Genomic DNA, 21,349 nt, shown 5'->3' with positions numbered 1-21,349 from the left:
TTTTGTAGGTGCCTCCTCTTGCTGTGAGACAAAAGGAGGAGAATAAAATTAAATGTATTCCTATCCAGCTTTCTCCCTCTGGAGCGGGCTTTAAAGCTTGTATAAATATTTATGTATTGTATGGGTGCCTTGTCATTATCAACTTTTTTAAAAAAAATCAATATGGATCAATCTGTAAAATTCGATTTAGATTTAATTCATCGTTACGATAAGTCAGGCCCTCGCTATACTTCGTACCCCACTGCTTTAGAATTACATGATGGTTTTATAGAGCAAGATTATCATCAGCAAGTTGAACTTTCTAATAAACGTGGCGGGCCTTTATCGCTTTATTTTCATATTCCCTTTTGTGATACCGTTTGTTATTACTGTGCATGTAATAAAATTATCACCAAAAACCGAGAGCATGCCGAGCCTTATCTGGCTAATTTATTTAAGGAAATTGAGTTGCAAGGTGCACTATTTGATAGCAAGCGTATAGTTAATCAATTGCATTGGGGAGGGGGGACGCCGACTTTTTTAGATTACGAGCAGATGAGCAGACTTATGGTGGCTACGCGGCAGAACTTTCACCTTAAAGATGATGATACGGGGGAATATTCGATTGAGATTGACCCGCGTGCAACGAATGATAAAACAATTAAACAGTTAAGAGAGTTGGGGTTTAATCGAATCAGTTTAGGTGTACAAGATTTTGATCCGGCAGTACAGCAAGCAGTCAATCGTATTCAATCAGAAACGCAAACCTTTGCAGTATTAGAGTCAGCTAGAAAAGAAGGTTTCCGTTCCACCAGTATCGACTTGATTTATGGCTTGCCTTTGCAGACAGTCGCATCATTTTCAGTGACTTTAGATAAGATTTTAAGTGTTGAACCAGACCGGTTTTCCATATTTAATTATGCGCACCTACCTGCGCGATTTAAAACGCAGCGTCAAATTAATGATGCAGATATGCCAAATGCCGAAGTGAAACTGGATATTTTACAAATGATTATTCAGCGCTTACTCGAAGCTGGGTATGTTTATATTGGTATGGATCATTTTGCTAAGCCAGGTGATGAATTAGCGATTGCACAACGAGAAAATAAGTTATATCGCAATTTTCAGGGGTACTCTACCCATTCTGATTGTGATTTAATCGGCTTGGGTATAACCTCTATTGGGCGTATTGCTGATAGTTATGTGCAAAATGTTAAAGATTTACCGGCCTATGATTCATTAATTAGCAAAGGTGAGTTGCCGGTTTTTAAAGGCTTTGTTTTAAATGCAGATGATAAGTTACGTCGCGCAGTGATAACCCAGCTTATATGTCACTTTTCCTTGTCTTTTTCTAATATTGAGCAAACATACAGTATAGATTTTCAGCGGTATTTTTCAACAGAATTACAGGTATTGAAAGTAATGCAAGATGATGCGCTACTGACCTTAAATAATCAAGGGATCGAAGTATTGGCGGTTGGGCGTTTATTAATACGTAATATTTGTATGGTATTTGATGCTTATGTGCAAGCAAATACCAAGCAATTCTCAAAGGTTATTTAGCAGAGGTGTAACTTATGAACGAACAAAAGCAGGTAAAAAGTAAGTGGAATGTGGATGCAGCACTAAATCATATTTATATTAATGAAATTATGTTTGTTGCCATGGTGTTTTTAATCTTTTTAGGCGAAGTGATTATTGAAGTATTTGATCGGCCTGGTATTTTTTACTGGCTATTAATGACACCAATTTTTTGTTTTTTTTCGATTCTAAGTGAAAAAACTAAAGCACAAGCAACTGGCAAGGAAATAAAGCACTTGTATCGCTATCAGTTTTTGTATTGGGGTAGTGCATTCATTGCTGTTTTGTTGGTGTTTTTAAGTTGGCATGCGGAGGCAATTAAGGCAAGTGCAGCCGGAATTGTGATTCATATTATTCTTGCACATACTGTGTTTTTGAGTGGTATTGTTTTAGGTTTTCGCTTTTACTTAATTGGTTTTTTGTTATTTTGTACCGCTGCCTTAACTATTTTGATGCAAACGACTTTTGGGATAGATTTGTTATTTGCTATTCCCATTTTATGGCTAGGTTTTTATTGGGAAAAAACGCATTTATTCCCAACGCTTAAACGTAAAAGTGATTTTGTTAAAGAGATGATTGAGGATCAAGAATATAATCGCAGGACAGAGGATGATAAATAGTTTTTATATAACTTTTTTACAATTCTATTTAGTGAGTGAAATATTATGCTAGATGAAGTTATAAAAGTAGTGACGCCAGAAGTCATTGGCTATATTGCGGCAACTTTAACTACCGTTTCTTTTTTGCCACAAGCCATTATGACGCTTAAAACGAGGGACACAGAGTCGCTATCTTTGGGTATGTATAGTAGTTTTACATTAGGCGTGTTACTTTGGCTTATTTATGGCGTCTGTATTGCCGATAAAGCGATTATTTACGCAAATGCTGTTACATTTTTACTCGCCTCTTTAATTTTGTCATTTAAAATTTATAACACCTTGTGGAAAAAGAAGGAATCTTGAAAATTCATGTTTAGTCAGGTTTTCATTATCAAATGGAGTGCTGCCCTTTAGCCTGTATTTAAAGGGCGGGTTAAAGAAGCTCATATCTTATTATTGGCAATATGCCTTATTGTGCAGTTAGAGAACTGACTATACGCCTGTTTATTTTTGAGTGTAGCGAGAAAAAACAGGTAATCTGGGATTGAGCAGAGAATGTATTCTGCCTTGCCTAAGCAATGATTCTTCTTTTTCTGGCTTATAACTATCATTGCTTAAGGTGCCCAATACTCTTTATAGTGCTTTGAATACATATCTAACTAACTGATGTTTTAGTGAAAAATAAAATATTAATATGATTTTCAATAAAAGACTTTTCTTTTTTCTAAGAATTGAGTATTATACTATCTCTTACGGAGAGGTGGCTGAGTGGCCGAAAGCGGCGGTCTTGAAAACCGTTGAGGGTTTATCCCCTCCCAGGGTTCGAATCCCTGCCTCTCCGCCATTTAATTTTTTAAGTGGCTGATTATAAAGTGTTTATTTTTTTAAAAAAAATCTAGCCCACGTCTCAGCCCATGTTTGTGACAAAGCTCAATAATTCCAGTTGGGATTTTTACCTTAACGCCCACATAAAAAAAACAGCCTTTTTTGCTGGCAATCGTTGCCATTATCTTGACCAAGCGCATTAAATTATTGGCATAAAAAAACCAGCGGTTAAGCTGGCTTTGTTCAGATAAAAAAGTAACCTTTAGTTAATTCTTTGTTTAATTAAACGTTATTAAATGCCCTAAGTGTTAATGCTCCAAAAACAGAAGCATCATTAAGCGTTATTTCATCACTGGATTTTAATACCGCGCCATAATTAAAACTTAGATTGATATGCAAACATAGTTTTGTCATGGGTGAATCGGTGCTGTTGGCGATTACATCTAATTCCATTTTGTAATTAATAACCAGCTCATGTAGTGGCTCACAAATCATTTAGAAAGCGCCTAGCAAGCATCAATAAAAGCGTTCTATCTGTAAGGGTTGTATTGTGTGACTTATCCAGTTTATCGGTGTAAACAAGCATCAAGCCCATTAAATCCCTAAAATGAAATGCCTCACCTTGCCCGTTATCCAGCATAGCTAATGCCTTTTTATTAAATATCCTAACCAGAAGATGACACTCAAAAGCCATAGCTATCTAATAACTTATCATCCTGCGCCTGTTTTTCTAATGCCGCTGGGTTTGTGCTACCTATGTTTCCTTGCCTAAATCTTGTTATTTCTAGCACCTTAAACGCCGCTGTAACTTTATCCCGTGGCGGGGTTTCATCGTCTAGTAAAACCGCCTCAATTGTTGATAAGGCAATGCTTGATAAATGCCTTAGTTTTTCTTGACTGCTTGCGTGATTCGCATTTAATACCTTGTTAAGCTCGGCTTGAAAGTCATAATCAGCTTTCCAGCGGGAAACTGTTTCTTGAGCAACGTCCAGTTTTTCGGCTACGCTTTTATTAGTTAATCCCTCGGATAATAAGGTGATTGCTTGATGATGTTGTGCGTTTAGCTTCATGATAATAATTGATTTTTATTGAGCAAAATTAGCCCTGTATGGATTTAACATTAATTTTTTCAATAACTGCTTTAACGATTAAACATTTAACTTGGCGCGTTATGGGTAGTTGAGCGTCAAAGGCTGTCCAGCCAGTCACTTGCGACTGCACCCATTTAGGTGCGTTCTGCTTTGATATGCCTATACTTTCCAGTGCATTAATTAAAAAGCCGTCTATGGCGATTACTTGGCGAATACGTTTATTGTTCCGCATGATATAGAAAGCAATGCGCACATTATCAAAGTCGTTAGTTTTTCCCTTGGCAGGGGTTATCTGTTCTTTTTCTTGTGAAATTATTTCTACGGGTGCTTGCGGGGTATTTTCTGGCTCTGCTATTGCTGGCTTAATAGTCTGTGAATATAATTCTACAATATGGCTGTATATTTTTTGGTTTGTTTCTGGCGATAGTCTTTTGCTTGTTAAGCTGATACTTAAATCATTTTTAGCCCGTCCAATAATGCCTGATAGCTTAGGAATGTGCATGAAATAACTTAGGCAACTTATAAAGTTGTTGCGTCAGGAATGGCAGTATAATTCCCAGAAGGTTTTAAAGAGTCAATGCGAATTGTATTTGATGAGCACCTGAGGCAATGGAATTATACTGCCATTCCTGACGCAACAACTTTATAAGTTGCCTAAGTTATTTCATGCACATTCCTGAGCGAGAAAAAACATTAACCTGAGTACAATTAGCAATAATTAAACGGTGATTAATATAGCTGACTAATTCTGTGTCATTTAGCGGGCGAAGTCGATAGCTAAAGGTGATTCGTTGCTTTAATTGGCGGATGGATTTATGCTCTAATCGTGCATCCAGCTCAGGTTGTGCAAAGAGCACGATTTGCAATAATTTTTGTTTTTCTGTTTCTAGGTTAGTGAGTAGACGTAAGGCTTCTAAAGTCTCTAGTGACATGGCTTGTGCTTCATCAATAATTAAGACGGCTTGTTGTCCATGGCTAGAAATTTGGATTAAAAATTGATGCAGTCGTTGTAGGATTTGTTGTTGATTAATATTTGGCGCATAAGCAATAGAAAATTCATCAGCGATAGCTTTGCGTAACCCTGAAGGTGTTAAGTGCGGGTTAGGTAGGTAGGCTGTTTGGTAATGGTCATTTAGTTCATTAAGCAATTTACGGCATAATAAAGTTTTCCCAGTGCCGACATCGCCGATAATTTTAATAAAGCCTTCGCCATTATTTAAGGCGAGCAATAGTACATTGAACGCTTCTTGGTGAGGTGGTAATTGGCAAAAAAATTGCGTGTCAGGCGTTAAATTAAAGGGCTTTTCCGTCAACCCGAAATGCTGTTGATACATAATTAGCGCTTTTTATAATATCTACTTTATTGCTGATAATCCGTGTCGCCCCATAACTTGTAATTTTCGTATTCTTTAAGTCGTCTTTTCGAGTCAGTTAAGTCTTGGTCCCAGCTATGCTCATTCTTAATAATTGTTGGCTTGAGTAAGATAACGAGTTCCGTTTTTTTGCCGACTCCTGTATTAGTTCTGAATAACCAGCCAAGATAAGGCAACTCGCTTAACCAAGGAATTCCATTTTTACCTTCTTCTCTAAGGGTCTGCATTAAACCGCCAATCACAATGATCTGACCATTTTTAGCTTGGACGATGCTGTCTGATTCACGCATGGTATTTAAGGCGAGAGGTACTTGGTTTTCTTGCCCATTCGCTATAAAACGTTTCTCTTGGGCTTCAACTAAAGTAATAGAAGGATGGATATGTAAAGTAACCTCATCTCGATCATTTATTTGTGGCGTGACATCTAAAGCAATACCAGAGAAGAAAGGGGTCCAGGTAACGTCTTGTGTGACTGTTGTGGTCGAGGCTGAACTATTATTATTAGATGAAATATCGGTGATAAAATATTCGTCTTGTCCAACTTTTATAATGGCTTTTTGATTGTTAAGCGTGGAAATACGAGGGCTAGACAGGATCTTTGTTTTTCCTTGTGTTGCCATCAATTGAATATAGGCAGTAAAGTCACCAAATTGTGCTTGAGTAATAAAGACATCTTTAACTTGAGAAACTGCCGAGGGTAACGGGGCAACACTCGTGAGAAATGCTTTGCCACTTTCTTTGGCAATACTTGACCAATTCACACCATCTTGATGACTATCATTTAAGGTTACTTCAATAAATTTAGCTTCTAAAATAACTTGTCGCTGTGATTGTGCTTGCGTAGCATCGATAAAACGTTCGATTTCTAAAAGTTGCATCGGTTTTGCGCGGACAACAATAACCCCTGTTTGTTTATTAAGGGCAATGCTGGCTTCTGGGCTGCCGGCAATTAAGGCATTTAAAGATTGCTCTAGCTCACCCCAAAAATTAGCATCTGTTTTGGTAATAATAGAACCGCCCGAGGTAGAGTTAGAGTTTTCATTATGACTACTACTGTTATCCGTTGAATTTGAGTCTGAACTTTGGGCGCTTTGACCAAAAGTGACCCGAGTACTCGATTCGCCTGTGCGTGTAATATCTAATAAATCAATTTTAAAAATTTTAGTTTGCGCTGTCGCAGGATAAATAATATAACCAATATCCGTTTTTTTATAATCATAACCATATACTTTATGTACTGTTGCTAAAACTTGTGCAATCGATACTTTTTTTAATGTTAATGAAATATTTCCCTGAACGTCGGGGTGAACTACCATATTCGCTTCGCTATCTAAGACTAGCCCCATAAAAAATTCACGCGCATCTAAGTCGTGAACAGATATATTGAGTCGTTCAGTGACAGGCTTTGGGTGCGTATATTGCGTTAAATTCAAGGTTTGATTAAAGTCAGGCACTAAGGCATCGCTGATTTCTTTAGGTGGCGGGGGCGTTTTTACTTGTTCAGGAGCAATAACATCAGGAAAATAATCATCAACAATTTGCTTTTCTGGAGTGCAGGCAATCGTGCCCATAAGGCAAGTTAAAGCGAGTAGGCGAGAAAGGTTTTTCATGCTAATGGCTAGGTTTATAGGGTATTGGAATTAAGTATAAGCTTTTAACAAGCCCTTGATGCTTTACTAAAACGGAGTTCTGGTTGACCTTTAACAAGGTAATATCATTAAATGACTCGCCTTGTTTTAAGGTTTTACCATTTAAGGTGGCGCGCTTTGCCATGCGAGAGATCCAGATCGCGGATAGAACAATGCCTTGGTCTTGAATTGTAGGAGAATGTTCGGCTGTTGGCATATTGACGGGCTTTGTCGGGTCGCGAAACTGTGCCACAACAGCTTGGTTCAGCATTAAAAAACACAGTGTTATCTTTAGTCTAAACACGTAACCAATGCTCCTGAAAGCCTAAAGTATAGACTTTAATTGTGACTTCTGCTGTTGGGTATTCTTGCGTTTTGTAGTCTATGCTATGCCATAAAAAACGCCACGACGAGGCTTCTATCGCTTGTAAATAACGTAATGTATTTTGATAATTACCAGAAAAAGTTAAGCTTAGACCATGCTGGAATACCCATGATTTTTCTTGTTTCTGATCGGTTAACGATTTTACTGGCAGTTTTTCGACACGGATAAGTTGTAATTCATAGTCCTTATTTAATAACTCTGCTAGCACTAAAGTCATCGACTCTGATTCGACAAAACGTTTATTACCTAATTGGACTTTTTGTTTGAGCTGTTTTAAGTTAGTTTTTACCTGACTTAAAGCCAGCCTATTTTTTTCATTCGGGTTAAATTTCCCTAATGCCTCGACTTCAGCTTTTGCGACCACTAAATCATTTAATTGTGTCTCTATTTGTTGTATTTCTTCGTGTAACTGTTTTTGTTGCTGCCAAGTAGGCTGTAGGTATAGGCTATCAATGCCCATCCATAGCCCGGCGAGTATTGCGCAGACAATATAAAGTTTTTCGCGCAGCGACAATAATTCTATGCGTGCTAATAACATCTCCTTCATGATGTTGGTTTCTCTTTTGGTGCTTGCGTACTAATTGTAAAGTTAATTTTCTGGGCATTGCTTTTTGAGCTATGCATCTGTAAATCAGCAAAATAGCGACCTTTAAACACGGCTTCTTTATTTAGTAAATTAATTAACTGAGGCAAGCTGTCAGGAAAATAAGTACTACCTTGCAAATAAATTGAACTTGTTTCAGCGTTTATATTGATTGCCGTTAACCAAATAGTTTTGATTGATTGTTCAGCCAAGGCGTTAAAGTAGGCTGAGAAGCCAGTATTTTTATCAGAATGTTGATCACTTAACAGCGCCACAACGCGCTCTAAAGAGGCCGAAATATTTTGTAAACGATCCAGTTCGCTAACTAATAAGGGGTTTATGTCTTGCTTAGGGTACTGTAGCTGGAGAAGTGATAAGTCGCTTATTTCCATACTTAGTTGAGCCTGTTTAACGTGTAATTTAGCTTTTAACTGGCGAACTTGCCAACCTTGCCAAATACAATAGCAGAGTACGAGTAAGAGCAATAAACTACCGCCAATAATATATGACCGTTTGTGTAGCCCAGGATTTTTCTCTTGTACAAGTTCCTGGTATAGGTTGATTTGTTGCATTATGTGTCGCTCACTTGATGACGTAATGTAGCTCCAATAACCGTTGCACAGTAGGCTTGGGTTTTATCGGTAAGTATAGTCTCGCCTTCTAAAATTGTAGAAATATCCATAATGCGCGAATTGGTACTTAAATTTTCATTCAAATGATTGAGCAGGCTTTCTGTATGGCTAGGGATGGGAATAACCGCGAGGGTTGAAATAGGGGGGATGCCGTAGTAACTTTCAACATAGTCTAAAGAGCGCTGGATTTCTAACGCTAAATCATTGAGTTCCTGAGGTGGAATATCAGAATCTAGGCGTAAGTCTGTAAATCCAGAGTCTAATTTACGTGATAAATAAATCTGGTCTTGTTTTTGTATGATGATACTGCCATTGGTTGGCAGTAAATGTAAAATAGCGACGCCGCGATCATTTTCGGGGAGTAACGTTGCTAAATTACGTAAAGCCGTTTCCTGAATATCGATAACTTCTAAGTCTAGGCCGGCTTGTTGGCAGAGCTTTATTTTGGGCTTAAGTACAGCCGCTGAACTCGCAATCGCGGCGAGCATTTTTTTGCTACTGGCATGTTTGGCATCAGGAAGGAGGTAAAAATCAATGCAGGCTTGTTCTACTGAAAAATCAACTAAATCAGCAATTTTCCAGCGTAAGGCCTCACGCATTTCATCGTTAGCTACTGGCGGTGTTTCGAGGGTTAAATGTCTATAATCAGCAGGCGCTAAAAGCAAATGGCAATGAAAATCGCCTAGTGTATATTCGTTAGCAAGGCGAGATAGTGTATTAACTTGTTCGCTGGGACTGCTAATGGCAAAAAAATCACTGAAGGCTAATTCCAATTTATTTTCAGGCGTATATTGTGCGATAGCAACACTTAGCCCTTGTGGGAGAAAGCACAAGCTTATAATCCCGCGGCACACCTTCTTTCTTCCTAAAAGTTTTGTTAATAATTCCAAGTGCTTGCCTAGTGTATTAGTAACTTCTCATTATCCACAGGCAGCGGCCGCACGGATGACTTCCGATAACGGAGAAATATCGCCTACACCCAATAAGCGATCTTTCAAATAATCCCAAAATGATAAGTCATGCTTTCGACAGGTCTTTTTTAGACTGGCAAAAGTATCTCTGGCTTTCCGTCCTGCATCACTTCGGGTGCTTCCACTGATTTTTCGTTTTTTAACGTAATCCCTTATGTCTCGTTCACTTAAATTATTATGAAGCGGGAGGTAGGGTTTATCGAGTACACGGAGGAGTTCATGTTGATTTTCTCCCATCCGTTTGAGAGCCTGATTAAGCGTTTCGTAGCAGGTTTTGGTACTACATAAGGTTTGAAAATGTTGCCTGATACTGTCCGCCTGTTCGGTGACAGGGTTCAATTTATAAGCCTTCAGGTCATGGTAAATCGACCAAAGCTGTTCTCGTGCCTCACCGACCGCCTTGACGTGATCATCATTTAAAGGAATGAGACGATTAATCACGCGTTCGGCATGAATCCAGCACAAGGCATGGTCAAAGACATTAAACTGTCCGGCATCATCACTGATGATTGAAAAGTCAGAGGGAATGCCTTGGTCTAGCAGTCCTCCCATCAAAGCCCCTTCCGTGACTATTTTTCTGTGCCGAGGTTTAACAATGCCTTGCTGATCCATCCATTCGCACCAGTCGGATGCTGTGTTAATACGGACACTGATATTTTCCAGTATCGCTAATAGGGCAACGGGGAGCTTGTTTTGTGCCATATACTCAATGGCACCTGTATTCAAGGTATAAAGCGTTGTTTTACCTTGTGAGAGACAGTTTAAAAAGTTAATTCTGCTTTTACTTTCTGTACTACTGAACCAGGCAAAAAATTCGTTGCCAATGTGGGTGCAATAGCCATTTTCCCCTTTATGCCGTGCGCCCGTATCATCGGTATGAATATATTGAGAAACGGATAACCCCGTCCTCAGTAATTCATCTTTTTCAGCATGAAAATCATCCAGATCCTCTGTGAGTATATGACTGAGCTTGCCGCTCGAAATATCAACACCTAAATCTCGAATCTGTTCCAGGAGCAAGGGCTGTGTGACATGCTGATGATGGTATTGATAGAGAATAAAGGCAATCAGGTTGTTACCAAAGCTACCTCCCTGAATGCCATCGGGAAGCTGACCTACAATCGTAAGCCCCTCTGGGGTTGTATATTCTGCCAAACGATAACAAATGTTATGTGTTTGAAAGGTAATATCCTGAATAACACGTTCCTGATAGCCTTTAAAGCGTGAGTTTGGGATTTCATCTGGCTGAATAATGTGGGTTTCATCTATGATTAGATTCCCTTTTTTACTGCGCCTCGGTCCTTTTTTCTTTTTTGAAGAGGGGGCATCATTTTCTGAGCTCCCGCCTTTATCCATTGAGCTGGGTTTAATGTCTGGCTTTGTGGTTTCGCCTTTTAGTTTGAGTATTTCTTGCTCTAACTTATCAATCTGCTTTTGTTGCCAGGCAAGTATTTCCAACAACACATCCACTAGCGGCGTGCGATCTTCTTCATTTATCTCTGGCAGTTTCGGTTTAGGCGAGTTCATAGAATATATTGTAAAGCAATTTTTTAATATTTGCCTGTGGATAATGAGAAGTTACGTGTATTATTGAATTATTTGCGATTTTACAGAAAATAATTCAAGGGTAAAGATATTTACATTAATGTGATAAGGTGCGTAATAAATTAGCGTAATCTTCGTCAATTTTATAATCTGTACTACGTAATGCCTGAATGCGTTTACAAGCATTAATCACTGTCGTGTGGTCTCGGCCACTAAAAGCGTCGCCAATTTCAGGCAAGCTATGGCTAGTAAGTTCTCTTGCTAGAGCCATCGCCATTTGTCGGGGTCTGGTAACGGATTGTTTGCGGCTTTTAGATAATAAATCAGCCTGTTTAATTTTGAAATAGTCAGCAACGGTTTTTTGAATGTTTTCGATACTTACTAGCTTATCTTGCAGAGAGATCAAGTCATGTAATGCTTCTTTAGCAAAATCAATCGTAATTGCTGCACCGGTAAATTGAGCATTAGCTAAAACACGACGTAAAGCGCCTTCCAAATCTCGCACATTTGAAGGGATGCGTTTGCCGATAAAAAAGGCGACTTCATGATCTAATTCGACACCTGATAGTTGTGCTTTATTCATTAAAATTGCCGCGCGAGTTTCTAAATCAGGCGGCTCAACAGCGACCGGTAAGCCCCAACCAAAACGTGATTTTAAACGGTCTTCTAAGCCTTGAATTTCTTTAGGGTATTTATCACAGGTCAAGACAACCTGATTTTTCTTTTCTAGCAGGGTATTAAACGTGTGAAAAAATTCTTCTTGAGAGCGTTCTTTGCCTGCAAAAAATTGAATATCATCGACAAATAAAGCATCAACATTTCGATAATAATCTTTAAATGCATCAATACTGTTTTGCTGGAAAGCTTTAACCATATCCTGAACAAATTTTTCAGAGTGCAGGTAAACAATATTGGCGTTTGGATTTTTGGCTAAAATGGCATTGCCGATGGCGTGCATTAAATGTGTTTTACCTAAGCCCGAGGCACCATAAATCAATAAAGGGTTATAGGCTTTGCCAATATTCTCAGACACTTGCAAAGAGGCTGCTTTGGCTAATTGGTTGGATTTACCCTCAACAAAGTTGTCAAACGTAAACGCGGTATTAATAAAATTAGGCGTTCTTTTTTTCTTTTGTGGCTCGCTAGTATTGTCTGTTGTGCGTTTAGGCTGGGTAGGAGGGGTAGCAGGTTTTGCATTGCGCGAACCAATTTCCATTTTTACCGTATATTGACCGCCAGAAAATTCAAAAATGGCATCTTCAATTTTGCCTAAAAAATGCTCTTTCACATGTGCAATAATAAATTGGTTAGGGGCCAGCAGAACAATCACATCATTTTCTTCTTGCGCTTGTAATGGTCTAATCCAAGTGTTTAAATCATTGGTAGAGATTTCATTTTCAAGACGGGATAGGCAGGAATTCCAAATAGAGCTCATTAAACGATTGGTAAGGTAAAGTTAACAGTATGATTTTAGCTGGGGCTTATATCACTGTTGAAATAAGGAAAAAACAGAATCTGAAGCAGTTCTCAGTTGCCATAGATAATAGCATAAAAGGGCTTATTGCCTCCTTAAATAATATCTAAAAATAATGACAAAAATGCAAACTATATTAATCACTGGTTGTTCAACAGGTATAGGTTATCGGGCAGCTGTTATGTTAAAAGAACAGGGTTATCGAGTGATTGCTTCGGCTAGAAAAGATGCTGACGTGGCGCGCCTGATTAAAGAAGGCTTTGAAACAGTACAGTTAGATCTGGCCGATAGTGCTAGCATTATCAATGCTGTTCAGCAGGTAATAGGAATGACCGACGGTAAACTCGATGGTTTATTTAATAATGGTGCATTTGGCCAGGCTGGCGCTGTAGAAGATTTGAGTCGTGAGGTTTTACGTGCGCAATTTGAAACTAACTTATTCGGTACGCATGAACTGACTAATTTGATTATTCCCTTAATGCGCGCTCAAGGTGGCGGACGCATTATTTATAATAGTTCAGTTTTAGGCTTTGTTGCCATGAGTTATCGTGGCGCGTACAACGCCAGTAAGTATGCGCTAGAAGGACTAGTTGATACATTGCGTTTGGAATTAAAAGGCAGCAATATTCATTTATCACTGATTGAACCTGGGCCGATTAGCAGTGACTTTAGAAAAAATGCTTTTGCTGCTTATCAAAAAAACATAGATTCAGCTAACAGTGTTCATAAAAATACTTATTTAGCGATGGAAGCGCGATTACAAAAGAAAGGTCCTGCTGCTTAGGCGAGTTCATAGAATATATTGTAAAACAACTTTTAAATAATTGCCTGTGGATAATGAGAAGTTACTAAAAAGGCAATCTTGAAATTTTCTTGGAAGGCACTAAAATCAACATTTTACAATTAACCTAATGAAATAATAACGGGCTTACTCGCTGTAAGTTGTTGACTATTTATTCCATATCAAAATAAATCAATTATTACTCGCCATTTGATAGTCGCAGATCATTGATTATTAATGGATTTTCCTTAAGTAAGCAGTATTAGAGTCTGACCCTTTTGATCTTTGGAATTAAAAGGCAGCAATATTCATTTATCACTGATTGAACCTGGGCCGATTAGCAGTGACTTTAGAAAAAATGCTTTTGCTGCTTATCAAAAAAACATAGATTCAGCTAACAGTGTTCATAAAAATACTTATTTAGCGATGGAAGCGCGATTACAAAAGAAAGGTCCTGCTGCCCCGTTTACTTTACCAGCTGATGCCGTGGTGGAAAAAGTTATTCATGCCATGCAATCGAAACGCCCTAAAATTCGCTACTATGTCACTTTTCCTACGTATTTATTTGGCTTTTTAAAACGAATTTTACCAGCAAGTTGGCTGGATTATTTGTTGGGTCAGGTGCAGTAACAATGCTGTTGACTTAAGAATAAGCTCCTTCTCCAAAGGGAGAAGGTTGGGATGAGGGGAATTATAAATGCATGATTTTACTCTTCTAACCCAGCCCTCTCCAACAAGAGAGGGCTTAGAAAACCAAGGGGGAAGCCAAGGGAGTCAGACTCTAATACTGCTTACTTAAGGGAAATACCTTATGAATTAATGGCTTCACGTGCTTTATTGCGTGGCTTTTTAAGCTGTGGATAAGATTTTGGGCGGCGTTTTACAGCACGAGGCTCCGGCTTCCTTTTCTGTTGACCAATAGGTATAGAAGCAATTGCGTTCAATAATCCACCAATAGCATACTTCAATCCCTTTCCCGAAAGAACGATTAATGACAAGATACCTTCATTAAAAATTTGTACAGTCGTCATAAAACTACTTTTTCTGGGAATTTGTTTTTTACCTTGGCAGCCCTCGCTATACTGGCTCGAATAAGGTTGTAAGCTAATAGGTATACGGCTATTTCTTTTCTGACCATGTCGGGAGATTTACAACGTAACATCTCCATTTTCATGTGAGTCTTAAGACTGCGAAAATCAAGCTCAACTATCCATCGCTGCGTGTAAAGCTCTGCAAGTTCTTGTTTGTGATATTTTTTTGCATCTATTAGCGTTGTTACATAGACACGACCTTTTACGGAGAACTCCCTAAATACGATTTTGTTGGGCAAGGCATCGTAATCGCTTTGAGTCATCCAGCCTGGCTTTCGTTTAGTCTTTTCCCATTCAATAAGGTGATCTTTTGCTCCCAGCTTTTTGCCACGGCGAAAGTCTGGTTTGCGCTGTGCGTGATTTTGAACCAATATATGCGAGTTTTGCTGCATTATCAGTGCAATAATCGCCCATGTGCAGTAATATCTATCTGCTAATAATATATCATTTTCGGCAATTACCCCTATCACTTGACTAAATAATGAGGTTTCTCCGCTCCCTTTCCCCTGGAATGCTCCCATGGCATAAGAAGCAACTGAGCCAACATTCAATGAAATCAGTCCGACAATTCGTGCAATAGGAAAACCCAAGCCAGGTTTTTGATTGGACTGCTGAGGGTAATCGATCTGATTTTCCTGTGTATCAGGCATCAGCACAGTGGTTCCATCGGTAAGTAAAGTATTATGTCCTTTCCATAACCATGATTTATGCGCTTGTTGATGCAATGCTTGCCCTGACGACTCAACGACCTGTTTTAACTGCTTTTGAGGCAACTTCTGTCTAGCTTTACAATAAGCACCTGTCTGAATTGAATTAGCAAGTTTGCCTTCGTATAGCCGCTCAGAAAGAACATGATTAACCGCCTGCCTGCAGGAGCCGTCAGTACTGAGTACTTGAAAAATAAACGCTTTGAGTGTGACTAAAGGAGTAAAAATACGGTCCCTGCTACTCTCTGAATGTTCAATAATTAGATCTAATGCATCCGTGGATAAAATATCAGAAAAAGGAAGGTAGGAGAATTGAAAAATTGACTATTTATTCCATATCAAAATAAATCAATTATTACTCGCCATTTGATAGTCGCAGGTCATTGATTATTAATGGATTTTCCTTAAGTAAGCAGTATTAGAGTTTGACCCTGAGGTATCCCCACAAATTATCCTTTTTCCAGAGTTTCAAAATAGCCCGTTAATAACGTCTGCGCCAAGTCCAAATAATCATCCGGCATTTCAAATGATGCATAGCAGCATGCTATTTTTCCGAGAAAGATAACTGAATACGGTGAGTATTTTGAGCTACTATTAACTCTAATCTGTCGTTCGATAGCAGAGCCTTTTATACTGAGACCTACAAGCCAAAGTGCAAAAATGATAAGGGCCGCAATCAGCAAAAGGTTTGCCCTGCGTTCGGCTTCAATCCGGCTTTCACGCGCCAACCCTAATCCATAATGAAAGCTCTTAGTATCACGAAAGCCCTCCTCTATTTGCATCCTAGCTCGATAATAATTCACAACACGAACTGCTGAATAGGCTTGTAAAGAAGGTGATACAACTAGCAGCCACGGCTCTTTTTCTCGTTTGGCTTGTTGGCGACTTTGTTTGGATTTTGCTGTTTTCTTTTGGGTTGTAAAATGTTTTCGGCCTTTCGCAGGTCGATAAAAAGTGACCAACTCACCAAGCAAAGGGTTGCTACGTACCCAATTGGCCGTGCCTAATAATTTGGCTTTACGAGTAGCTTTTGCATACAATAATTTTGCCGAAAACCACTCACAGGGAGTACTGCTAAGGGAGATAAAATCTCGGATTTCGAATCCGCCCCAACCAATGCCAGCCCAAGCGACCAACTTCCCGAAAAAACGGAGTTCGAAATCCAGAGTCCGCAACTATGATAGGTATGACGTGCTGTGGTAATAGTTTTTGTAAGTGAGCTAAGAATTGGTGCTGTACACGGCGATTCCCCAGTTTACTATCTGGATGAACTTCCTCATATAAGGTGATGGAGCGTCCACCAACAGGAAGCGAGGCTCGCAAGAGTTGCTGGCTTTGATCATCAGTCAGCGGTGACCAGTCAACAATAATTAGGGGTAAAGGAAGAGATTTTAACAAAAACTGCGTCATAATGCCGTACAGCGCCGTACGTTCCGATTTAAGGTGGCGATTTCCAGCTAATCGGTCTATGCGCTTTATCTTATGCTTTATAAACGCAGACCCAGAAACAGCTCGACCCAGTGAAGTAATTGACACGGATGCACCGGTCAACCCCGATTCAACCGCAGCCATTAGGGCATTGAGTCTAGCGGCATGAATGTCAGGGAGAGACTGTTTTATCAAAGTATGCAAGGTTTTAATAATCGACATAAGGCTCACCTATTAGCAAATTTCCTGAAGAGAAGCTCCATTTTAACGCTACCTTGCTTTTAATAAAACAAAAACACAATGTATCTTATTGTTTTATAGTGATGTTTTATGGGGATACCTCAGAGTCTGACCCCTTTGATTTTCGATAGTCGCAATGAAAATCCACCTACTTCCGGAAAAAGAATTAAAAAATAGAAGCTCAATGCATTATTCGGGCTGTTCAGCAAAAAGCTATTTGCAATAGCGGAATTCATCTCAAAGGGTAAACCGGGCTTGTCCAACAAATGGTTCAGATTGTGGCTCGCTTCGCGATCACAATCTAACCTTATTTGTTCAAGGCAATTGTCTGCTCTAAAAACAGGGATAATGGGTGAAAATGAGTAAAAAAAGGAAGCTTTATGGGTGATCGCAATGAAAATCCATCGGTTTCGAAAAAAGAATTAAAAAATAGCAGTCCAATGCATTATTCGGGCTGTTCAGCAAAAAGCTATTTGCAATAGCGGAATTCATCTCTTTAGGCGAGTTCATAGAATATATTGTAAAACAACTTTTAAATAATTGCCTGTGGATAATGAGAAGTTACTAAAAAGGCAATCTTGAAATTTTCTTGGAAGGCACTAAAATCAACATTTTACAATTAACCTAATGAAATAATAACGGGCTTACTCGCTGTAAGTTGTTGACTATTTATTCCATATCAAAATAAATCAATTATTACTCGCCATTTGATAGTCGCAGATCATTGATTATTAATGGATTTTCCTTAAGTAAGCAGTATTAGAGTCTGACCCTTTTGATCTTTGGAATTAAAAGGCAGCAATATTCATTTATCACTGATTGAACCAGGGCCGATTAGTAGTGACTTTAGAAAAAATGCTTTTGTTGCTTATCAAAAAAACATAGATTCAGCTAACAGTGTTCATAAAAATACTTATTTAGCGATGGAAGCGCGATTACAAAAGAAAGGCCCCGCTGCCCCGTTTACTTTACCAGCTGATGCCGTGGTGGAAAAAGTTATTCATGCCATGCAATCGAAACGCCCTAAAATTCGCTACTATGTCACTTTTCCTACGTATTTATTTGGCTTTTTAAAACGAATTTTACCAGCAAGTTGGCTGGATTATTTGTTGGGCAAGGTGCAGTGAGGTGGCGCGTAATAGGCAAGTTCTCCTATATTTATGTAGATTTTTGTTTGCAAGGCGTAGGCACGCTGCATAGCTCTAGCTACGTAATTATTTTTATAACGCAGAAGGCGGGCAAAAAACTAGCAAGATGGAGGGGGTAAATAAACCCAGAAAAACAGAGTGTTATCTGGGCTAGTTATTTGACTAATGATGTTTAGTTCATTAATTTATTTATGCTAGTTTTCGCGCCGTCAACAGCCCCACTAGCCCCACCTTCTACAATTTTTCCAGACATTGCACCTTGTACTGCCCCATTAACGCCTTCTTTTGCGCTATCCGTGGCCACGGTTTTAGCCATACCAGAAATAGATTTATCATTTACTTGTTCTACTTTATCTGCTGCTTTTTGTGTAGTGTTAGCTGCATCAGAAGCTTGGTTAGCTGCGTCATTAACATCGCTTAAGCCAAAAGCCATGACATTTTGAGCACTTATTACTAATAGACCTGTAAAGAATATTTTTTTTAACATGGTTGTTCCTTATTTTTATTATAAAAATACCCACAGCTAAGCTGTGAAAGTATATAGACTAAAATGATATCAGTATTTTTAGCTTACCAGGGAGGAGTTTATAAGTTAAAAATAAATATCATTAATAGCGATAAAGCAGTATTGATGCCAAACCTTATTTTCTTATAAAGATGACCGACTGGATATATCTTATTCTAGTCGGTAGCAGTATTTATAGTGCTTGTAGGCCTATAAATATAAGGTAAAAAATTTATCTTTAGATTTCTTATCTTAGCTAATGATACTAACAACAAAAAATGTCGTTATTAAACAACTAGTTTCATATTCTAAAAGTAATAGTTTCGTCTGGTCTATGATTATTCTCTTAATGAAACAATGACTTACCTACTGAAGAGGCGTTGTTAATCAGTGTCGTACTAAAGAGACAGGACGGTAAGTTAAAATTTAACTGTCACCGAATTTTCATTTAATTGTTATATCCATGTCATAAATCCTTGTTATTTTGTTACTACTAGTGCTGCTGTGCACGCCCTTATAGCTTTAATTTAATGGCTGCATCCTTTCTAGTGGGAGAGGTTATTTAATAAGTGAGGTCTAAATGGTTACGGAATATGATTTGTGGCTTATTGGTTGATTACGGCAGTTAACGAGGCAACTAATGCTAAAAAAATCTCTATTATTGATGTTAGGTGGTTTTATTTTTGTTATCGGGATGATTTTATTTCCCTTGCCGGTGCCTTTTGGTTTACCAACAATGATCGTTGGTTTGGCGATTATGTTTAAGGCCTCTAATAAGGTTAAACGCAGGCTTATTAGGCTGTTTGATAAGAATAAGCACAGTCGTAAAGCTTGGCAAAAAGCGAAAGCTTACCGACGTAGTAAAAAGGAATCGCTTATTCGTTAAGTGCTTGTCACAAAAGTTTCAAAAAAGCTTCATGATTCTGTCACAGTAAAAAACTATTCTTAGTTCTGAGTACAGCCCTTGTATCTGAAATTATATTCAGACTGAAATAGAGGTAAGAAAAATGAAACTGATTTATTCCGTCCATAAATATGATGTTTTTATGTTCACGCGCTTAATCAATGCAGGAGTCTACCAACATTTAGCTTTATTTTCACGTTATATTTCTCGTACTGGAGATGGACATTTATACGCTTTACTAATCGGTTTTCTTTATCTGAGAGAGGGAGTAGAGAGTGTTTTTTTACAAACGTTGCTATTTGCTTTTTTAATTGAGAGGCCAGTATATTTCATACTGAAAAATGGCTTCAAACGCAATCGCCCGCAAGCGGCTTTAAAAAATTTTCACAGCTTAGTGACACCTTCAGATCAATTTAGCTTCCCTTCGGGGCACACGTCTGCAGCATTTATGGTTGCAACGATAACAGGGTTCTTTATGCCCTTATTGATGCTGCCTTTACTCTTATGGGCAGCCTTGGTGGGGTTTTCTCGTGTAGTGCTTGGAGTGCATTTTCCAACAGATACTTTGGTTGGAATGGTTCTGGGCGTTAGTGTTTCTTTTTTCAGTTTAAATCAATTAATGTCATGAGAATATTTTACGGAGTTCAGGGGACGGGTAATGGACATATTACGCGTGCAAGAGTGATGGCGAAAGAGTTGTATGCAGCAGGGTTTGATGTGACTTTTCAATTCACTGGACGACCATCGAATAAGTATTTTGATATGGATGTTTTTAATGGCTACCAGCATCGTGAAGGTTTGACCTTTAATACCGATAAAGGGCAGGTCAACTATCTTAAAACGGCGATTGAGGCAAAGCCAATTCGATTTATTAAAGATATTAAGGCGCTTGATTTATCAAAATTTGATTTGGTTATCAGTGATTTTGAGCCCGTGACCGCTTGGGCAGCTAAAAAGCAGAAAAAAAAGGTTTTAGGCATAGGACATCAATATGCTTTTAATCATGATATTCCGCGCGCAGGATCTGATCCAATTGCTGATCTTGTTATGAAAAATTTCGCACCTGCTGATATCGGGATAGGCTTGCATTGGCATCATTTTGGCCAGCCAATATTGCCGCCGATTATTGATACACCGGAATTCCCTAAAAGTACGCAAAGCAATAAGATTGTTGTTTACCTGCCCTTTGAGGACCAGCATGAAGTCATTAAACACTTGTGTCCCTTCGAAAATTTTCAATTTCATTTGTACTCTCCTACTCCTGTTGTTAGTAAATATGAGTCTATTATTTGTCACCCTTTATCAAGAGAGGGCTTTCAAAAAGATTTATACGATTGTCAGGGAATTATCAGTAATGCCGGTTTTGAGCTAGCCAGTGAATCCTTACAATTAGGTAAAAAAATCCTTGCTAAGCCTTTGCATGCGCAAATGGAGCAAATTTCTAATGCAGCGGCTTTAAAGCAGTTGGGCTATGGCCATACCATGAATGATATGGACCCAGAAGTAATTGAAGAATGGTTGCATCACCCTCATGCTGTTCATATCACTTACCCAAATATTGCACGTGTATTGGTTGATTGGATGAAAGACGGTATGCCTGAAATAACGCCTGAATTTACTGAGAGTATTTGGGAGGGGGTAGATGTGTTGCAGGTAAATATTTAATCCAGCCTTCGATAATAGTGCTTAAACTGGATATTTGTAGCGTCTCATCCACTTGATTGATCGACTCACTTAATTGATAGTGAAATAAAGGCTGAAAATGTGAGTTAAATGTAAATAAATAGCGCATAAAACAGTCACTTAGGGTATCATAGTAGAGTAATCTTTTCAAAACTTGTCATGATTACGAAAAATATTAACCAGGTAAATACAATTC

The 21,349-nt window shown here is 38.6% G+C and carries 22 protein-coding genes, 1 tRNA gene and 4 pseudogenes; 10 read left to right on the top strand and 17 right to left on the bottom strand.

Annotation, left to right across the window (positions count from 1 at the left end; genetic code table 11):
* Window positions 1–162: 162 nt before the first annotated feature.
* The 4 genes from hemN to BQ7314_RS10110 all read left to right on the top strand — a co-directional run bounded on the left by hemN (window position 163) and on the right by BQ7314_RS10110 (window position 3,003).
* On the top strand, window positions 163–1,542 hold the full coding sequence (hemN, locus tag BQ7314_RS10125; protein ID WP_174483579.1) for an oxygen-independent coproporphyrinogen III oxidase: 1,380 nt from the start codon (window positions 163–165) through the stop codon (window positions 1,540–1,542).
* 14 nt (window positions 1,543–1,556) lie between these two features.
* Complete coding sequence (locus BQ7314_RS10120) at window positions 1,557–2,180, top strand: hypothetical protein (protein ID WP_174483578.1); 624 nt, start codon at window positions 1,557–1,559, stop codon at window positions 2,178–2,180.
* A 45-nt stretch (window positions 2,181–2,225) separates the two neighbouring features.
* Window positions 2,226–2,522: a SemiSWEET transporter gene (locus tag BQ7314_RS10115; RefSeq protein ID WP_174483577.1), complete on the top strand. Its 297-nt coding sequence runs from the start codon at window positions 2,226–2,228 to the stop codon at window positions 2,520–2,522.
* 391 nt (window positions 2,523–2,913) lie between these two features.
* Window positions 2,914–3,003 (top strand) — tRNA-Ser (locus BQ7314_RS10110).
* 263 nt (window positions 3,004–3,266) lie between these two features.
* Here BQ7314_RS10110 and BQ7314_RS10105 read toward each other — a convergent pair.
* The 12 genes from BQ7314_RS10105 to dnaA form a co-directional block, all read right to left on the bottom strand.
* The gene (locus BQ7314_RS10105; RefSeq protein ID WP_174483576.1) at window positions 3,267–3,479 is read right to left on the bottom strand and encodes a hypothetical protein; all 213 of its coding nucleotides are present in this window, start codon (window positions 3,477–3,479) and stop codon (window positions 3,267–3,269) included.
* Window positions 3,469–3,624, bottom strand: coding sequence for a hypothetical protein (locus BQ7314_RS10100; RefSeq protein ID WP_174483575.1), 156 nt, complete (start codon window positions 3,622–3,624; stop codon window positions 3,469–3,471). Before BQ7314_RS10100 ends, BQ7314_RS10105 begins: the two co-directional genes overlap by 11 nt.
* 43 nt (window positions 3,625–3,667) lie before the next feature.
* A complete protein-coding gene (locus BQ7314_RS10095; RefSeq protein WP_174483574.1) occupies window positions 3,668–4,054 on the bottom strand; it encodes a helix-turn-helix domain-containing protein in 387 nt (128 codons plus the stop codon).
* Between the two features lie 28 nt (window positions 4,055–4,082).
* Window positions 4,083–4,577, bottom strand: coding sequence for a hypothetical protein (locus BQ7314_RS10090; protein WP_174483573.1), 495 nt, complete (start codon window positions 4,575–4,577; stop codon window positions 4,083–4,085).
* 157 nt (window positions 4,578–4,734) lie between these two features.
* Window positions 4,735–5,409, bottom strand: a complete 675-nt coding sequence (locus BQ7314_RS10085) for an ExeA family protein (RefSeq protein WP_174483572.1) — start codon at window positions 5,407–5,409, stop codon at window positions 4,735–4,737.
* A 26-nt stretch (window positions 5,410–5,435) separates the two neighbouring features.
* On the bottom strand, window positions 5,436–7,058 hold the full coding sequence (gene mshL, locus BQ7314_RS10080; protein ID WP_174483571.1) for a pilus (MSHA type) biogenesis protein MshL: 1,623 nt from the start codon (window positions 7,056–7,058) through the stop codon (window positions 5,436–5,438).
* A 1-nt stretch (window position 7,059) separates the two neighbouring features.
* Entirely contained in the window at window positions 7,060–7,347 is a 288-nt protein-coding gene (locus BQ7314_RS10075; RefSeq protein WP_174483570.1) for a hypothetical protein, read from the bottom strand.
* A 25-nt stretch (window positions 7,348–7,372) separates the two neighbouring features.
* Window positions 7,373–8,008, bottom strand: coding sequence for a hypothetical protein (locus tag BQ7314_RS10070; protein WP_174483569.1), 636 nt, complete (start codon window positions 8,006–8,008; stop codon window positions 7,373–7,375).
* The gene (locus BQ7314_RS10065; protein WP_174483568.1) at window positions 8,005–8,616 is read right to left on the bottom strand and encodes a PilN domain-containing protein; all 612 of its coding nucleotides are present in this window, start codon (window positions 8,614–8,616) and stop codon (window positions 8,005–8,007) included. Before BQ7314_RS10065 ends, BQ7314_RS10070 begins: the two co-directional genes overlap by 4 nt.
* Complete coding sequence (pilM, locus tag BQ7314_RS10060; RefSeq protein ID WP_174483567.1) at window positions 8,616–9,509, bottom strand: pilus assembly protein PilM; 894 nt, start codon at window positions 9,507–9,509, stop codon at window positions 8,616–8,618. Before pilM ends, BQ7314_RS10065 begins: the two co-directional genes overlap by 1 nt.
* An 87-nt stretch (window positions 9,510–9,596) precedes the next feature.
* Window positions 9,597–11,174 (bottom strand): IS66 family transposase, encoded by a 1,578-nt coding sequence (locus tag BQ7314_RS10055; RefSeq protein WP_245394968.1) that lies wholly within the window; start codon window positions 11,172–11,174, stop codon window positions 9,597–9,599.
* Between the two features lie 115 nt (window positions 11,175–11,289).
* Window positions 11,290–12,627: a chromosomal replication initiator protein DnaA gene (gene dnaA, locus BQ7314_RS10050; protein ID WP_174483566.1), complete on the bottom strand. Its 1,338-nt coding sequence runs from the start codon at window positions 12,625–12,627 to the stop codon at window positions 11,290–11,292.
* Between the two features lie 154 nt (window positions 12,628–12,781).
* On the opposite strand from dnaA, the pseudogene BQ7314_RS10045 reads away from it, so the two are divergent.
* Window positions 12,782–13,447 (top strand): annotated as a pseudogene (locus BQ7314_RS10045) (SDR family NAD(P)-dependent oxidoreductase); the annotation flags it as partial.
* A 285-nt stretch (window positions 13,448–13,732) separates the two neighbouring features.
* Window positions 13,733–14,077 (top strand): annotated as a pseudogene (locus BQ7314_RS10040) (Rossmann-fold NAD(P)-binding domain-containing protein); the annotation flags it as partial.
* A 179-nt stretch (window positions 14,078–14,256) separates the two neighbouring features.
* Here the strand turns inward: BQ7314_RS10040 and BQ7314_RS10030 are convergent.
* The 4 genes and pseudogenes from BQ7314_RS10030 to BQ7314_RS15930 form a co-directional block, all read right to left on the bottom strand.
* Window positions 14,257–15,566 (bottom strand): annotated as a pseudogene (locus BQ7314_RS10030) (IS4 family transposase).
* 128 nt (window positions 15,567–15,694) lie between these two features.
* Window positions 15,695–16,285 carry a transposase gene (locus BQ7314_RS10025; protein ID WP_174483563.1) on the bottom strand — a complete coding sequence of 197 codons (591 nt, stop codon included), beginning with the start codon at window positions 16,283–16,285 and terminating at the stop codon, window positions 15,695–15,697.
* A 34-nt stretch (window positions 16,286–16,319) separates the two neighbouring features.
* On the bottom strand, window positions 16,320–16,895 hold the full coding sequence (locus BQ7314_RS10020) for an IS4 family transposase (RefSeq protein WP_174483562.1): 576 nt from the start codon (window positions 16,893–16,895) through the stop codon (window positions 16,320–16,322).
* 396 nt (window positions 16,896–17,291) lie between these two features.
* Window positions 17,292–17,423, bottom strand: a complete 132-nt coding sequence (locus BQ7314_RS15930; RefSeq protein WP_280953880.1) for a hypothetical protein — start codon at window positions 17,421–17,423, stop codon at window positions 17,292–17,294.
* Between the two features lie 272 nt (window positions 17,424–17,695).
* Here BQ7314_RS15930 and BQ7314_RS10015 point away from each other — a divergent pair.
* Window positions 17,696–18,040, top strand: a pseudogene (locus BQ7314_RS10015) (Rossmann-fold NAD(P)-binding domain-containing protein); the annotation flags it as partial.
* Window positions 18,041–18,233: 193 nt separating this feature from the next.
* Here BQ7314_RS10015 and BQ7314_RS10010 read toward each other — a convergent pair.
* Window positions 18,234–18,548: a hypothetical protein gene (locus BQ7314_RS10010; RefSeq protein ID WP_174483561.1), complete on the bottom strand. Its 315-nt coding sequence runs from the start codon at window positions 18,546–18,548 to the stop codon at window positions 18,234–18,236.
* A 658-nt stretch (window positions 18,549–19,206) separates the two neighbouring features.
* Between BQ7314_RS10010 and BQ7314_RS10005 the strand changes: the two genes are divergently transcribed.
* From BQ7314_RS10005 to BQ7314_RS09995, 3 genes are all read left to right on the top strand, one after another.
* Window positions 19,207–19,452, top strand: a complete 246-nt coding sequence (locus BQ7314_RS10005; RefSeq protein ID WP_174483560.1) for a hypothetical protein — start codon at window positions 19,207–19,209, stop codon at window positions 19,450–19,452.
* A gap of 121 nt (window positions 19,453–19,573) precedes the next feature.
* Window positions 19,574–20,098, top strand: a complete 525-nt coding sequence (locus tag BQ7314_RS10000; protein ID WP_174483559.1) for a phosphatase PAP2 family protein — start codon at window positions 19,574–19,576, stop codon at window positions 20,096–20,098.
* Window positions 20,095–21,135 carry an MJ1255/VC2487 family glycosyltransferase gene (locus BQ7314_RS09995; protein WP_174483558.1) on the top strand — a complete coding sequence of 347 codons (1,041 nt, stop codon included), beginning with the start codon at window positions 20,095–20,097 and terminating at the stop codon, window positions 21,133–21,135. Before BQ7314_RS10000 ends, BQ7314_RS09995 begins: the two co-directional genes overlap by 4 nt.
* Window positions 21,136–21,349: the final 214 nt, after the last annotated feature.

The sequence above is a fragment of the methanotrophic endosymbiont of Bathymodiolus puteoserpentis (Logatchev) genome (assembly GCF_900128525.1).
GTDB lineage: Bacteria > Pseudomonadota > Gammaproteobacteria > Methylococcales > Methylomonadaceae > Methyloprofundus.
Note: the sequence above shows the minus strand (reverse complement) of the source record. Positions and strands in the feature narration are given on the sequence as shown.